14 protein-coding genes and 1 riboswitch are annotated in these 15,247 nt (G+C 36.9%); of the genes, 12 read left to right on the plus strand and 2 right to left on the minus strand.

Annotated elements, in window-relative coordinates; all coding sequences use genetic code 11:
• The first annotated feature begins 25 nt into the window (after positions 1-25).
• The 6 genes from JCM9152_RS06420 (at position 26) to JCM9152_RS06445 (ending at position 6,810) form a co-directional block, all read left to right on the plus strand.
• Positions 26-1,933 carry an asparagine synthase-related protein gene (locus JCM9152_RS06420; protein WP_035342256.1) on the plus strand — a complete coding sequence of 636 codons (1,908 nt, stop codon included), beginning with the start codon at positions 26-28 and terminating at the stop codon, positions 1,931-1,933.
• A gap of 188 nt (positions 1,934-2,121) precedes the next feature.
• Complete coding sequence (locus tag JCM9152_RS06425; protein WP_235715643.1) at positions 2,122-3,069, plus strand: HPr kinase/phosphorylase; 948 nt, start codon at positions 2,122-2,124, stop codon at positions 3,067-3,069.
• Entirely contained in the window at positions 3,035-3,343 is a 309-nt protein-coding gene (locus JCM9152_RS06430) for a lasso peptide biosynthesis PqqD family chaperone (RefSeq protein WP_035342261.1), read from the plus strand. Before JCM9152_RS06425 ends, JCM9152_RS06430 begins: the two co-directional genes overlap by 35 nt.
• A 20-nt stretch (positions 3,344-3,363) precedes the next feature.
• Positions 3,364-3,834 (plus strand): lasso peptide biosynthesis B2 protein, encoded by a 471-nt coding sequence (locus tag JCM9152_RS06435; protein ID WP_369384533.1) that lies wholly within the window; start codon positions 3,364-3,366, stop codon positions 3,832-3,834.
• Positions 3,831-4,997, plus strand: a complete 1,167-nt coding sequence (locus tag JCM9152_RS06440; RefSeq protein ID WP_035342266.1) for a nucleotidyltransferase domain-containing protein — start codon at positions 3,831-3,833, stop codon at positions 4,995-4,997. The genes JCM9152_RS06435 and JCM9152_RS06440 overlap by 4 nt, the downstream gene beginning before the upstream one ends.
• Positions 4,998-5,007: 10 nt before the next feature.
• Positions 5,008-6,810 (plus strand): ABC transporter ATP-binding protein, encoded by a 1,803-nt coding sequence (locus tag JCM9152_RS06445; RefSeq protein WP_035342270.1) that lies wholly within the window; start codon positions 5,008-5,010, stop codon positions 6,808-6,810.
• A gap of 146 nt (positions 6,811-6,956) precedes the next feature.
• Here JCM9152_RS06445 and JCM9152_RS21790 read toward each other — a convergent pair whose 3' ends face one another.
• The gene (locus JCM9152_RS21790) at positions 6,957-7,130 is read right to left on the minus strand and encodes an anti-repressor SinI family protein (RefSeq protein WP_081727928.1); all 174 of its coding nucleotides are present in this window, start codon (positions 7,128-7,130) and stop codon (positions 6,957-6,959) included.
• An 18-nt stretch (positions 7,131-7,148) separates the two neighbouring features.
• Positions 7,149-7,232: riboswitch (cyclic di-GMP riboswitch) on the minus strand.
• Between the two features lie 226 nt (positions 7,233-7,458).
• On the opposite strand from JCM9152_RS21790, the gene JCM9152_RS06450 reads away from it, so the two are divergent.
• The 5 genes from JCM9152_RS06450 to JCM9152_RS06470 all read left to right on the plus strand — a co-directional run bounded on the left by JCM9152_RS06450 (position 7,459) and on the right by JCM9152_RS06470 (position 12,110).
• Entirely contained in the window at positions 7,459-8,355 is an 897-nt protein-coding gene (locus tag JCM9152_RS06450) for a manganese catalase family protein (protein WP_035342272.1), read from the plus strand.
• A 187-nt stretch (positions 8,356-8,542) separates the two neighbouring features.
• A complete protein-coding gene (locus JCM9152_RS06455) occupies positions 8,543-9,241 on the plus strand; it encodes a DUF2225 domain-containing protein (protein ID WP_035342273.1) in 699 nt (232 codons plus the stop codon).
• 58 nt (positions 9,242-9,299) lie between these two features.
• Entirely contained in the window at positions 9,300-9,758 is a 459-nt protein-coding gene (locus JCM9152_RS06460) for a chemotaxis protein CheX (RefSeq protein WP_035342274.1), read from the plus strand.
• Positions 9,759-9,943: 185 nt separating this feature from the next.
• Positions 9,944-11,449, plus strand: a complete 1,506-nt coding sequence (locus JCM9152_RS06465; RefSeq protein WP_052015679.1) for a GNAT family N-acetyltransferase — start codon at positions 9,944-9,946, stop codon at positions 11,447-11,449.
• Positions 11,450-11,603: 154 nt separating this feature from the next.
• The gene (locus JCM9152_RS06470) at positions 11,604-12,110 is read left to right on the plus strand and encodes a FixH family protein (protein WP_035342277.1); all 507 of its coding nucleotides are present in this window, start codon (positions 11,604-11,606) and stop codon (positions 12,108-12,110) included.
• A gap of 112 nt (positions 12,111-12,222) precedes the next feature.
• On the opposite strand, the gene JCM9152_RS06475 is transcribed toward JCM9152_RS06470, so the two are convergent.
• Positions 12,223-13,758: a flotillin family protein gene (locus JCM9152_RS06475; protein WP_035342279.1), complete on the minus strand. Its 1,536-nt coding sequence runs from the start codon at positions 13,756-13,758 to the stop codon at positions 12,223-12,225.
• A gap of 225 nt (positions 13,759-13,983) precedes the next feature.
• On the opposite strand from JCM9152_RS06475, the gene JCM9152_RS06480 reads away from it, so the two are divergent.
• A complete protein-coding gene (locus tag JCM9152_RS06480) occupies positions 13,984-15,192 on the plus strand; it encodes an ROK family transcriptional regulator (RefSeq protein WP_235715644.1) in 1,209 nt (402 codons plus the stop codon).
• The last annotated feature ends 55 nt before the right edge of the window (positions 15,193-15,247 follow it).

Below are 15,247 nucleotides of genomic sequence, written 5' to 3' on the forward strand. Positions count from 1 at the left end.
ATAGGGTGAAAGGTTAGGGGGTAGTATGAGTGCTATTGCAGCGATATTTGATTGTTATCAAGATCCTATAAGTGATGAAGAACAGCGCGAGTTGCTTCATAAAATACCCTATCATGCGGATACCGTTCATGTTTGGTCAAAGCAAGGTGTTTTCTTTAGCTGTCATAATCAATGGATCACTCCAGAATCAATGGATAGCGTAATTCCTTACTTTGATACTGTTCGCCAATTAGCAATTACGGCAGATGTGATCGTTGATAATCGTGATGAATTGTGTGATAAGTTAGCCATAGCTATTAAAGATCGAGATCGCCTAAGTGATCCTATCTTAATTCTATTAGCTTATGAGAAATGGCAAGAAAAGGTTGTGTCGCAGGTTGTTGGTGATTTTGCTTTCCTTATATGGGATGGTCGAAAGAACGAGTTGTTTGGTGCAAGGGATTTCTCCGGGGCACGAACGCTTTATTATTACCGTGAAGGAAGTAAAATTACCTTTTGTTCAGCATTAAAGCCTCTCGTTACACAACGATCTACTAAGAAAAGCTTAAATGATAAGTGGTTAGCAGAATTTCTTGCTCTATCTACGACACTTGATTCAACTGATCTACATGAAACGGTTTATAACGGAATTATGCAAGTGCCACCATCGCATACGATTACTGTGAATGAAGCAGGAGTTTCATTTACTCGCTTCTCTGTATTACCAAACGAGGGAAAGTTGAAGCTACGATCAAATGAAGAGTATATAGAAGCGTTTCAAGATGTGTTTAGTCAAGCGGTTAAGTCACGCATTAGAACAACCAAACAAGTAGGTGCACATTTAAGTGGGGGATTAGATTCAAGTGCGGTTGCTAGCTTTGCTGCTAGAAATTTAAAGAATAGAAATCAACTGCTACATACTTATAGTTATGCACCTGCTCCTAACTACCAATCTGACCTTCCTGAAAGCTTAATAGCTGATGAAACACAAATGGTTCATGACATTATCCGGTTTTCTGGAAATATGAAGCCGAATTTTTTAAGAGATGAATGGACGAATTCGTACACTGAATTAGATGACTGTCTTAAGACATTAGAAATGCCTTACAAATATCATTTAAATGCCCATTGGTTACACGGTATTTATAAAATGGCAAGCTCGCAAAATGTTAATGTTATGTTAAATGGATTACGTGGGAATTGGACGATTTCTTTTGGGGATGCATTAGAATATCAAATGGCTCTTTTCAAAAGCTTAAAATGGCTCCTGCTGATGAAGGAAATACACCAATATAGTCGAATGATAGGTATTCGTCGCTTAGCCACATTAGGAGAGTTAAAGCACAAATGGCAATTTAGAGGGCGAGCCACGTCATTAATAGATGAAAATCTTGTACATCCACAGTTGGCTAGAGAGACAAATGTGATTGAAAAGTTAACGCATTTCCAAAAGCAATTTAATAGAAATCATACAGCAGAACAGCTTCGACAATTTCATTTTGATCAGCTTTCATTTTGGAATCGAACGAATACATTTTCAGCTAAAGTATCGCTACGATATCAATTGGCTGACCGTGATCCTACAAATGATTTAAGAGTTGTACGCTTTTGTCTTTCTCTTCCATATGATCAGTTTGTTCAGAAGGGGTTAGATAGAGCATTAGTAAGAAGAGCAACAAAAGGATATTTACCTGAATCAATTCGTTTAAATCAAACGGTTAGAGGTGTTCAAGGGAATGATAGCGTCTTTCGTTTAAGACGGCATTGGCAAGCATTCATAGCTGAATTAAAAGCAATGGTCGCTGATTCTATTTCACAATCTATCTTTCATATTCCTGCTTTAAAGATAGCGATTCAAAAGCTTGAAAATAATGACAATGGCATCATTACAGCTGAATACGACTTACTAATGAAAGCATTGATTGTTTATCGATTTATATCTAAATCGACTTGAAAGGGGGTGAGAATATGAAAAAGGTATGGCAAGAGCTACATTAGAAGTGCTAGAAGTAGCAATGACAATGAGTGGGAAAGGGAAAAGACCAGGTAAGAAAAATGATGGTGTAGAGGACTGCTCATAATTTTATACTTAAAGGAGGTCAGCGACTCGTTGACCTCCTCCATCAAAATATAGGAGGTATTATGTGCAATCTACAAAAAGAGAACTATTTTGCATTTGGTTTACAAATTGAAAGTGAGTGGCCGTTGCCTGAGCTCGTTCATGGCGAGGAGGCCAAAAAGGCTGATGTAACGATTAAGGTCGGTGATTTAACAAATGAGTGGGAGCGTCATGAGAAAGAAAGTAATCTCGTTATTACAGAAGGACATGTTATGTTTAAGATTGATCATACAGCCACGTATGTAGTTAAAGGAGGTCATACAATTATCGTGTCTCCAGAAGTTGTGGCTGATGAACGTAAAGTGCGTTTGTTTCTATTGGGGACATGTATGGGAATTATCTTGATGCAAAGAAATATCCTCCCACTACATGGTAGTGCTGTTTTGATAAATGATCAGGTTTACGCAATTGTGGGTGATTCGGGAGCTGGCAAGTCGACTTTGGCATCGGCACTCATTAAACAAGGCTACCGGTTATTAAGTGATGATGTCATAGCTGTTTCTTTGGATGAAGACAATATCCCAATTGTCTCACCAGCATACCCACAACAGAAGCTTTGGCAGAAAAGCCTAGATTACTTTGGTGAAAAATCAGACTGCTATTCTGCCATTTTTGCAAGAGAGACAAAATATGCAGTCCCTGTACATGAATCTTTTCATACAGAGCCACAAAGGCTTGCAGGTGTATTTGAATTAACAATGAAAAAGACTGGTGAAGTGAGGCTTTCTGAAGTAGAAAGCTTAGATCGACTACGCTTATTGGGGGAACATACGTACCGTCAATATTTACTTGAACCATTAGGGCTACTAGAGTGGCATTTTATGATGACAAGTAGACTTCTAAGAGATGTTCGTATATTTCGAATAGAGAGACCAGAGAATGTGTTCACTGCACATATCATAACGAAAGAAATGGAACGAATGATAGGGAAGGAGGATTATTATGAAAGCGAAAAGCATTTTGTCAATTGAAGATCAGATTGTGCAAGCAAAAGGAAACGTCGTAAGTGATATGGATGGAGAAAAGGTGATGTTAAATATAACGAAGGGGAAGTATTACAATTTAGGATCAGTTGGTGGAGATATATGGGAACTACTTCAATCACCAACGACTATTGGACAGGTCGTTATGAAGCTACATGAACAATATGATGTAACAGAAGAACAATGTGAAAGACACGTTATTCAGTTTATCGAAAAACTATTGAAAGAGGATTTAATTATCCTTAATTCCAAAGAAGTGTAAGAAAGAAAGGGGAGAGTAGTTTGTTCCAGGCAATAAAGACCTTTATGAAACTGGACTTTCATAGGAAGTTGCTATTCATTGAAGCTTTCATCTTCTTAGCTATTGCACGTACTTTGAAACTCTTTCCCTTTGCAACGGTTTCTAAATGGTTAGGAGAACAACATGTTGAGTCTGCTTTTTGTCATTCTAAAAAGACGAATCAATTAGTTGATGATATCGCATTAGCTATTGAAGTGATGAGTCGTTATACATTTTGGGAAAGTAAATGTCTCGTTCAAGCAATAGCAGCGATGAAAATGTTAGAGCGGCGTCGTGTTTCGAGTACTCTGTATTTAGGAGTTATGAGAGAGAAACAAGGGAAGATGGCTGCACATGCATGGCTTCGGAGTGGCTCTTACTATGTATCTGGAGCTGATGAAATGGAGAGATATACAGTTGTTCAAACTTTTTCTAAGCAAATAATAGTAAAAGAGAGTAGGAGAGGAGTATGAGAAGAGAGTATCGGTTTGAAGAGAAATTATCATTAGAATGTAGGTATTTGTTGAAATGTGTGATGAATCAACCGGATATTGATATGGTTCATGCTAAAAAAAAACAATGGGATTGGGATCTGTTTTTCGACTATGCCATTCATCATCGTTTATACCCAGTGCTATACCCTAGTATTAAGAGTAGTAATGTGGATTTTCCGAAAACAATCATAGCAGCTTTAGAAGAAAGGTATCAAGCGAATACGTTTAAAATGTTGTACTTCACATCAGAAATGGAAAGGTTAAGTGTTCGATTTTTTGAGCAAAAACTACATGTTCTTTTTTTAAAAGGTCCTATACTAGCCGAATTATATGGTGATCTATCTCTTAGGACTTCTTCAGACCTAGATGTATTAGTGCCAATTAATGAATTATCTAAACTGGATCAGCTTCTTAAAGAAGAGGGATTTATTAGGGAGGAACCATTGCCGACCATTTTAAATGATTGGAAATGGAGACAGCACCACACTGTATATAAGCATGAGGAAAGTGATATGAAATTTGAAGTTCATTGGAGGTTACATCCTGGTCCTGGAAAGGAAATAAGCTTCGATACACTTTGGACAAGAAAAAGGCAACATAGTCAGATAAATGGGCATGTATATTGCTTAGGATATGAAGATTTATTTGTATTTCTTATTATACATGGTGCGAGACATGGCTGGTTTCGGCTACGCTGGCTGTTAGATATTCATCATATGTTACATATGGACCTTAATTGGGAGGTAGTGTGTGCTCAAATTAAACAATACTATCACCCTGCAGTTGCAGGTCAGGCACTAATTTTAACATCTGAAATGTTTCGTACAAAGATTCCTGAGAAGCTCACTCATTTGATGAATAGAAAAGCAGAAAGACTTTCAAGGACAGCTCTCTATTATTTAGAGGATTTGGTTGATCCACATAGTGAACCGCTACCACACGAAATCTCTGTATACAATCGTCGTTACTTATTTTCCTTAATGTCGTTGAAGAAAAAGTGTGTCGTAATGATGAGTTATTTATACCCATATCCAGAAGATGCTCGAACGTTAAAGCTTCCAAGGAAATTACATTATTTATATTTTCTATTGCGTCCATTTCTATGGGTATGGAGGAAGACACGAAGAGTAGCGAGTATTTAAGGAGGAAAAAATGAACTCCATCATATATTTTCTGAAGCAGATCCATTCTTATAGCGGTAAAGGGCTATATGTCAACTTAATGGCGATGTCATGTATAAGCTTATTAGAGGGGATAGGCATTCTATTATTAATTCCAATGATTAGTATGAGTGGAATTTTACCTTTACAAGGCGAGGTTGCTAGAATTGCTTTTTTATTTGAACCCTTTCAACAAATACCGTCAGCGATCGGACTTCCGATCATTTTACTTCTTTTTGTTATGATTATCATAGCTCAAAATGTTCTACAGCGTTACATAACGATTAAGAATACTGAAATGACAAATGGGTTTTATCGATATTTACGATTTGAAACGTATCGCCAAATTCTTCAAGCGAAATGGGCATTTTTCGTAAAAAAAAGAAAATCAGATTTAATCAATATACTTACAAATGAAATTACGAAAGTTGGAGCAGGAACATTTACCTTTTTACAATTTGTCTCGTCTTTCATTTTTACGATGATTCAAATTAGTATTGCTTTTTGGTTATCACCTACTATTACGGGGTTTGTGCTCTTGAGTGGATTAGTATTGCTGTTTTTTTCACGTAAGTTTCTATCGAATTCAATGAGGTTAGGAAGTCGTAATCATGAATTAAGTAAGGCCTATTTAGCTGGTATAACAGATCAAATAAATGGAATTAAAGATATTAAAAGTAATACATTAGAGATAAATCGTTTAAGATGGTATGATTCGGTTACAAAGAAGATGAAAGAAGAGCAAGTCAACTATACGAAATTACAAGCTACATCGCAAATGTATTATAAAATCGCCTCTGCCTGCTTAATGGCTATGTTTATTTTTTTTTCGATTAACTTGTTCCATTCACAAGGAGGACAATTATTACTTGTTATTGTGATTTTCTCTAGATTGTGGCCTCGTGTTACAGATATTCAAGCATCTATGGAGCAGATTGCTAACACCGTACCTGCTTTTGAAGTCGTGAAAGCCATTCAACATGAGTGTGAAGAATGGAAGGAATTTCACAAGTTTGATAAAGGAAATCAGCTTAATGTTCATAATCATATTGAGTGTAAAAATGTGTATTTTTCATATCATGATGAAGTGGAAAGTGAATCGAACACATACGCACTTCACAATATTTCTGTACGAATACCTGCTAATAAAATGACAGCTGTCGTGGGTCATTCTGGGGCAGGGAAAAGTACGTTGATTGATTTGTTTATGGGTCTAAATAAACCACAAAAGGGGCAAGTTTTGGTAGATGGATTACCTTTAACGGAAAAACGATTAATGGACTTACGACAATCGATTAGTTATGTACCACAAGACCCTTTTTTGTTTAATGAAACGATTCGGGAGAATTTAATGCTAGTCGCTCCACATGCTACTGAACAAGAGATGTGGGAAGCGTTACAGTTTTCAATGGCGGCTGATTTCGTTAAAATGTTACCGAACCAATTAGATACGTTAATTGGTGATCGTGGGATGAAGCTATCAGGTGGTGAAAGGCAACGTCTAGTCTTAGCTCGCGCAATTTTAAGAAAGCCTACTATTCTCATTTTGGATGAAGCAACAAGTGCTTTAGATTCTGAGAATGAGAAGAAGGTTCAAGAGGCATTACGTCATTTACAAGGAAGCATGACGATTATTGTTATTGCTCATCGCTTATCAACGATACGTGATGCAGATCAAGTGATTGTATTAGAGCATGGACAAATTATTCAGTCAGGTGAGTACGTTGAATTGGCCGAAGAAGAAAAAGGAGTATTCAGACATCTATTACAAGACCAAAAGCAAGCGATTCCTTAATATAGTTCGAATGGAGGGCGCCCTTCGTTCGGGCTTTTTGTGTTGAAGAAGAAAGGGGAATTGTGAAAAAATATGAATGGATGGAGGAAGTGAAATGTGAGTTTGACAAAGCCTCCGGAGGAGACTTTGTCTTTAGCGAGTTGTGTTTAAGCTAATGAGTTTGATTGTTGTATCATTTGTACGGATAGAGAATGTTTGCTTCCTTGTTTAAGAAATAAGCGAACTTCTTCGGGGGATAAGCCTATTTCCTTTGCTTCTTTCATTAATTGTTCCCACTCTTGATCAATTTCCTTAATATTCTCCAGGGGTAATACAAACATCAAGATTCCTCCATCTTTATCGGTAGCCCAGCCGTCATAGTTTGGTTCCGTAGACCTGTGGCTTTGCGTCCTTGCCTTTCAGCAAGTTTGCCTTTTCTTAATTTTCTGTTTTTTTTAAGGGCATGATTTCAAGAAATGAACGGTAATTGATCGTACTACTATCATATCATAATTCGATAAGTATTTAGAGTATTTTTATTCCAATTATTCCGACATTGATCAACAAAATCAAAAATACTCATAATTGGTCAAACATAGAGGTATTAGACAAACTTCGCCAATCATATGTCATATAGTAAGTGACTTTGATTTGATGGAGGGGAATACTTTGATAAAACGGTATAATAAGTTGCTTATTGATCTCCCTAAGCCAGATCATCCAGACGCCAATGCAGCAGCTGCTGTTCAAGAATTATTAGGCGGCAAATTTGGGGAGATGTCGACATTAAATAATTACATGTATCAATCATTTAATTTTCGTAATAAGAAAAAGTTAAAGCCGTTTTATGATTTAGTTGCTAGTATTACTGCTGAAGAATTTGGCCACGTTGAACTCGTTTCTAATACGATTAACTTAATGATTCAAGGGACAACATTCCCAGCAGATCCTGATATTACGCCGATGCAAGCTGCAAAGGATAAGCGCAATACGTATCATTTTATTCAAACTGCCCAAACATCTTATCCAATGGATTCGATGGGAGCACCATGGAAAGGTGAATATGTTTTTAATAGTGGTAATTTGATCCTTGATTTATTGCATAATTTCTTCTTAGAATGTGGTGCTAGAACACATAAGATGAGAGTTTATGAAATGACGGATCATCCGGTGGCTAGGGAAATGATCGGATATTTATTAGTCAGAGGAGGTGTGCATGTGGTTGCTTATGCCAAGGCTTTAGAAATAGCAACAGGAGTAGATATGACAAAGCTCGTACCCATTCCTAATTTAGAAAATAAATCCTTCGACTATGCGAGAAAGTTTGAAGAGCAAGGTGTACATCGTAAGCTATATACTTTTAGTGATAAAGATTACAAGGACATAGATAAAATTTGGAAGGGAAATCATCCTGAGGATGGAAAGCCGTTAGAGGTGATTAGAGGGATGCCTGAAGGAGCACCTGTTCCAGATTTTCCTGAAATTCCCGAAGAATTCGCTCCAGGAATTTCGTATGAAGATTATTTAGAAATAGCTAAAAGGTTGCAACGGTCAGCTGGGCTATAAAAGGATCACTAAAACAGAAGTCATGTATCATATACCACCTAAGAACCATTATAGGTCTTTTTGGGTGGTGTTTTTATACGTATAGTCGTAATAAAAAGAAACATTTAAGAAAAATTTTATTTCCCTCTAGTATAATAGGTACTTTTGGACTAAAATAAAAGAAAGACGATTAGACTAGGTGATAATAATGAATGAAATGCTGACACCGTTATATGATAAAGAGAGCGTTTGTCAAATATGTGCTCATAAACACTCTACTAAACGAGTGCGCACACGTTTTTTAAAAGTAGAAAACATTCATAGCGACTTTTTTACTGAGTATAAAGATTCTACCATTCATCCATTACTATATGAGGTTATTGTATGTCCTAATTGTGGATTTGCCTTTATGGATACATTTTCTCCAAACATTAGTAGTGATTCACTAAATGTCATTAAAGAACAGTTAAAAGATTGGGAAGTACAAGATTTTGGGCAAGAACGAAATGTGGAAGTTGCGATTAAAGCAACAAAATTGGCAGTTATTAGCGGGATGATAAAGAAGGAAAAGTCAATTGTTATGGCAAGTTTATGTTTAAGGTTAGGATGGCTTTGTCGAATGAAGGGGGATGAATGTGAAGAAAGGCGCTTTTTATTGAAGGCATTAGAAAAATATAAAGCGTCTTATTTGGAAGCTGACTATATCGGCACAACGATGACAGATATTAAAATGCTATATATGATTGGGGAAATGGCTAGAAGAGTTGATTATATAGAAGATGCGTTGAAATATTTAGCAAAGGTTGTTGAGCATAAAAATAAGCATGAAGAGAAAAAAATAGTAGAAATGGCACGTGAACAATGGTATGCTATTCGTGAAAACGACAAAGAACGACAACTTTCATAATAATTTTTTGTCACTTTTCGACATTTGTGTTGTCGTGGTGCTTTTGGGGGAATGTTACGTGAATGTTAATCATGTGAATGCAATAAGTAGAGCAACGAAAGAGATATTAACAAATCACTTTGGCTTAGAGGTTAATCAAGAAAAACCAAGTGCAGGTACTGGATCGATTCCATCAAACAATGTGGCTGTAATATTAGGAATAAAAGGTGAATTAACAGGTCAAATTATTGCTACCTTTTCAGGGGAAACAGCAAAGAAGTTAGTAGGTACGATGATGGGTGGTATGGAAATTCAAGAGCTTGACGAAATGGGTTGGAGTGCTGTTCAAGAGTTTGGGAATTGGGTAGCAGGAACAACCGCAACAGAACTTTCCAAGGAAGCCTGTACCATCGATGTGACAACACCAATTGTGAATGAAGGAGATTCTAAATTTCATTCTAAGTTGCCATTTGTTACAATTCCATTTACTACAGGTATTGGCGAAGTTAGAGTACATATCGCTGTTAAGGAAGAGTAATGAAAACCGCCTATAAGGTGGTTTTTTTTATAGATTCGTATCATTAAATACTGTCCATTATACCTTTAAATATAATGTATGTTATTATGAGGGATATTTCTTATAATAAAAAGGTAAATTGATGAATGTCGTAACAAGGGAGTGACATCGTGTCCAAAATTGATGTATCTAAATATGAAAAGAAAATGATTCTTCGTAACATACGTGAAGGTGATTTTCTAGAAATAATCGAAATGCAGAAATTATGCTTTCCAAATATGGAGCCATGGAAAATAGAACATTTGCAGAGCCATTTGGAGCACTTTCCTGAAGGGCAGTTTTGTGTTGAATATGATGGCATTATTATTGGTTCATGTTCAAGCTTAATTATTAATTTTGATGAATATGATGACCAACACACATGGAATGAGATTACTGACAAAGGGTACATTACAAATCATGATCCTGAAGGCTATAATTTGTATGGTATTGAAATAATGGTCCATCCTGATTATCGTCGGATGAAAATAGGTAGGAGGTTGTACGAGGCTCGAAAAGATTTGGCGAGAGAGTTAAATTTAAAAAGTATCATTATTGGGGGGCGTATACCAAATTATTATAAGTACGCTAAAGAATTGACTCCTAGACAGTATGTCGAAGAAGTGATGATGCATAACATTTATGACCCTGTACTGACATTCCAGGTGATGAATGGTTTTACATTAAAGCGGGTTAATCCAAATTATTTACATGATGATAAAGCATCGCTTCGTTATGCGACATTAATGGAATGGAATAATATAGATTACCGTTCTACGATGCCTAAGCGTCAATTTAAGACATCATTTCCCGTGCGAATTACAACAATTCAATATGAAATGAAGAAAATATCATCATTTGAAGACTTTGCTATTCAATGTGAGTATTACACAGATGTAGCGGCAAGCTTTCAGTCTGATTTTGCTGTATTTCCAGAAATTTTCACCTTACAGTTATTATCTTTTTTACCTGAAAAAAGTCCAAGTTTGGCCATTCGTCGCTTAACTGAATTTACGGAAGACTATTTAGATTTGTTTACGAATTTAGCTGTTAAATATAACGTAAACATTATTGGTGGTTCACACTTTGTTGAAGAAGAAGGGAAAATCTTCAATATCTCATATTTATTTAGAAGAGATGGGACGATCGAGAAACAGTATAAGCTTCACATTACTCCAAATGAAAAGCGTTTTTGGGGAATTTCAGGCGGAGATAAGGTGAACGTCTTTGATACAGATTGTGGAAAAATAGCGATACAAATTTGTTATGACATTGAATTTCCTGAACTCGGGCGTATCGCAGTAGATCAAGGGGCGAACATCATCTTCACACCATTTTGTACGGATGATCGCCAAGGATACTTACGTGTTCGGTACTGTTCACAAGCGCGTGCGATTGAAAATCAAGTATACACCGTTTTGTCAGGGACAGTGGGTAACTTAACTGATGTTGAAAATATGGATATTCAATATGCACAATCAGGGATTTTTAGTCCCTCTGATTTTACATTTGCTCGTGATGGGATTGTCGGAGAATGCCAACCGAATATTGAAACGGTTGTTGTTGGTGATGTCGATTTAGAAATATTAAGACGAAATCGCCGGGCTGGTAGTGTGAGGCAATTGAAAGATCGTAGACATGATATATTTGCGATTGAATATCGGCAGAAATAACGATTTAAGTAAATACCTACTATGGTGATAATGAAAGTAGATTAATGAAAAGGAAAAAATCTAAAGCAACTTGTGAAGGTCGCATTTCTCTATTCTTTTTGTTTAAGGTTTCTTTTTGCTGGAAATGATGAAGATGACAGCAAGGAGGTTAAAGATGAGAATTGAGACAAAAACGTTCATTGAATGGCCAGCAATCGTAGCTGTACTCGTCTGTTTAATCGGTTTTGTTTTATTTATTATCGCACTTTTCCCTAATGAAAAGGTCATTGATCATTGGAATGTTACGACGATTAGCGAAGATGTATTTTATACAGGTAACGTATCAACGATTCACCTGTATATCGTTGATGAGCGCAATGAACCGATTGAAGATGCAGAGGTATCGGTCGTATTTGATCGACCAGAAACGGTTCATCAAATTGAGCGGACGTTCCATTCAATAGGTGAAGGATTATATGAAGCTAACGTGATCTTTTCTGTGCGAGGTCAGTGGGTGGCACTTGTTCATGCAAAAAAGGGACGGGATGTTTATCAAAACCAGTTGTTTCTCTCAGTTGAAGGTGAGATAGCGGCACGTAATCGTCGTGATCCAGCTGACTTATTTCATTTAGGCCAGCCATTACCACCTGATTTAAAACTAGAAATCATTAGAAGTCAATAGAGGAGATAGGATCAACTAGAAAATAGTATAAAGAGGCGCTATGTAAGCTCATTACATGATAGTATCGGACCTTCAAGTCCTGTAATAGCTAACATAGCGCTCAAATTGTCTTTTAGGAATCTATGTTTTCTTCTCGTTGTTCGGCAAGATTGGAATTCTCCTCATCCTCGCGCTCAATAGTATGCTCTTGATTGGCATATTCAGTTGTGCTTGCCGTTTCTTTGATTTCTTCAAATAACTGATTTCGGCCTCTTGAGACGTAAGTTTCTAACATTTCTTTCAGGTCCATTCCCGTCGTTTCTTTTAAACTTTCTTGCAGACCTAGCATTGTTTTCGTCACGTTGCTTGTAATTTTTGATGCTCCGCCATTTGAATCTGATCCACCAAAGTCAAATACTTTCATTTCTTCAATTTGTGATAAAGGTTTGGCAATTTCATGTGCATATTTCGGAAGGACTTGGATAAACATTTCGAGAATAGCTGCTTCTCCAAACTTCTCCATGGCTTGAGCCATAAGCTCTTTAGCTTCTGCTTCCGCACGACCACGCTCACGAATAACTTCGGCTTCGGCAAGCCCCTTTTGTTTTTCAATGGTCGCTTTCGTTTCCCCATCAATTCGAGCTTTCTCTGCTTCGGCTTCTGCTCTTGCTTTAATATCGTAGGCATCTGCATCAGCGAGAGCTTTACGACGTTTTTGTTCCTCAACTTGTAATTGAACTTGGCGCTGCCGCTCGATGTATTGAATTTGCATTTCTTCTTCTTTCACTTGTTGAGCAAGCTTAGCTTTCTCTAACTCATAGGATTGCTCCGACTTTGCTCGGGCACGCTCTGTTTCTTCTTTAATTTGTGCTTCCTTCACGTCTTTTTCTTTGCGAGATTCGGCAATAGCTGTTAACCGACGATTTTCTTCATCTTGTGCCTCTTGATCATTTTTCGCTCGATAAATTCTTGTTTCCTTTTCAGCATCGGATTCCGCCATTTCCGCTTTCTTACGTATTTCAGCTATTCGTGGACGTCCGAGGTTTTCTAAGTATCCATTCTCTTCATCTGTATCTCTTAAATCATCTAAACCAAATGAAGTAATTTTAAAGCCCATATTGTCGAGTTCTTCTTGAGCAATTTCTTGAACTTGATGATTAAATGATTCACGGTCATTATTAATTTCGGTGACGCTCAATTTTGATAATATGGCACGAAGGTTGGTACCTAGTACTTTTGAAACTTCATCTTCAATTTCTTTTTGCTTCTTTCCGAGAAATTGTTCCGCGTAATTGGCTACTCCGATAAGGGAATCGGCAATCTTCACAGAAGTAACCGCATCAGCAATGACAGGAACCCCTTGGGAGGTATACACTTTCGGTGTGGTTAATTTAATTTGAAAGGAATTTAAATCAACCGGTGTGCATGTTTGAAAGAGCTTAAGTCTCACACCTCCACCACGAATAATCTTCATACTTCTACCATTTTCATCAACAAAAATTCGTGAATCCTCATCTGGGTTTCCGAGATTTGGCCCTGTAATAATGAGAGCCTGGTTTGTACTTGCCGTCTTATATCGCAACTTAAAAATAATAAAGACAACAATCCCTATAATTAATAGGATAAACAGAATAATACCAATGATGCTTAACCATAACATTTCAATCATTTTAACAACTCCTTTTCTTTGTTAGTAAAATATACGACCAATAAAAGGGATTGGTTTCAGTTTTTCACTGAATTACCTCCAATCTAACATATATGTATACTCAAGTTCAGTTTTATCTTTTATACGAGCTTGTACAAAGCCGATACCGAATAATCGATTGTCACTTTCTATAAGAGACGATATACTTTTCATATTACTAGTTAGGAATAGAAATGAGGGATGAATGTGACTCGTACACATATAACAGGTAGCTTTCAATTAATGAAGTCCTTGAACCGATCGGTTATTTTAACGATTATTCGTGAATATGGTCCAATCTCGCGTGCAGATATTGCTAAACAAACCAAGTTAACACCACCAACGGTCACGAACATCGTTTCAGAATTATTGGAGACAGGAATCGTGAAGGAGAGTGCGATTGGTAAATCAAAAGGTGGGAGAAAACCAATTCTTCTTACAATAGAAGCAAAGCATTCTTACATTATCGGAGTAGATGTAGGCGGTCGTTCTATTAGAGCTGTACTCACTGATTTAGATGCGACAATTGAGCACCAAGTTACACATGTATTACCAAAGGAAATGAATGAACATACGTTTCTTAATGTACTAAAAGAAGTGATTACTGATGTTCTCTCACACTCATCATGCCCGAAAGAAAAAATGATCGGAATAGGTGTAGGGATGCATGGTATCGTGGACCATACAGACGGAATAGCCTTGTACGCTCCAAATTTCAATTTATCAAATATCCCCATTAAACAGGAGCTAGAAGATTATTTTGAAATAACGACCTATGTTGAAAATGACGCAAGAGCACTCGCTTTAGGAGAGTCTTGGTTTGGAAATGGGAAAGATATTGATCATGTCCTTTGTATGAATGTTGGAACAGGGATAGGGGCAGGGATCATTTTAAATAACGAGTTATTTTATGGGCACCATGGTACGGCAGGGGAAATTGGCCATACAGTTGTTGATATGCATGGGAAGAGATGTCAATGCGGAAATGACGGATGTTTACAAACAATAGCAAGTAGTGAAGCTCTACAGCAACGAGCATTGGAAGCACTTGGGAGTGGGCGAAAGTCGATGCTAATGAAAAATAACTTAAGCGGAAAAGTGATTCATGAATGTGCAATGGCTGGAGATGAATTGGCGATTGAGCTTTTAGAAGAGACAGGGACATACTTAGGTATTGCTATCATTAATATTATTCATTTTATGAATCCTGAAAAAGTGATTATTGGTGGTGGTGTTTCAAAAGCGGGTGATTTTATACTTGAACCATTAAAAAAAGTTGTTCAAACGAAGGCGTTAACTGAGCAAGCTCGAAATACGGAAATTGTATTATCTCACTTAGGAGATAATGGAACAGTGATTGGAGCTGTTACGATCGTCTTGAAACAAATTTTCTCAAGAAATAGTGCTGTTTCTTAATCAAACCTATGATATAATACTTAATAAAATTAATTAATTAACTTTGAAATAGGTT

The organism is Halalkalibacter hemicellulosilyticusJCM 9152, from assembly GCF_000513115.1.
Lineage (GTDB): Bacteria > Bacillota > Bacilli > Bacillales > Bacillaceae_D > Halalkalibacter > Halalkalibacter hemicellulosilyticus.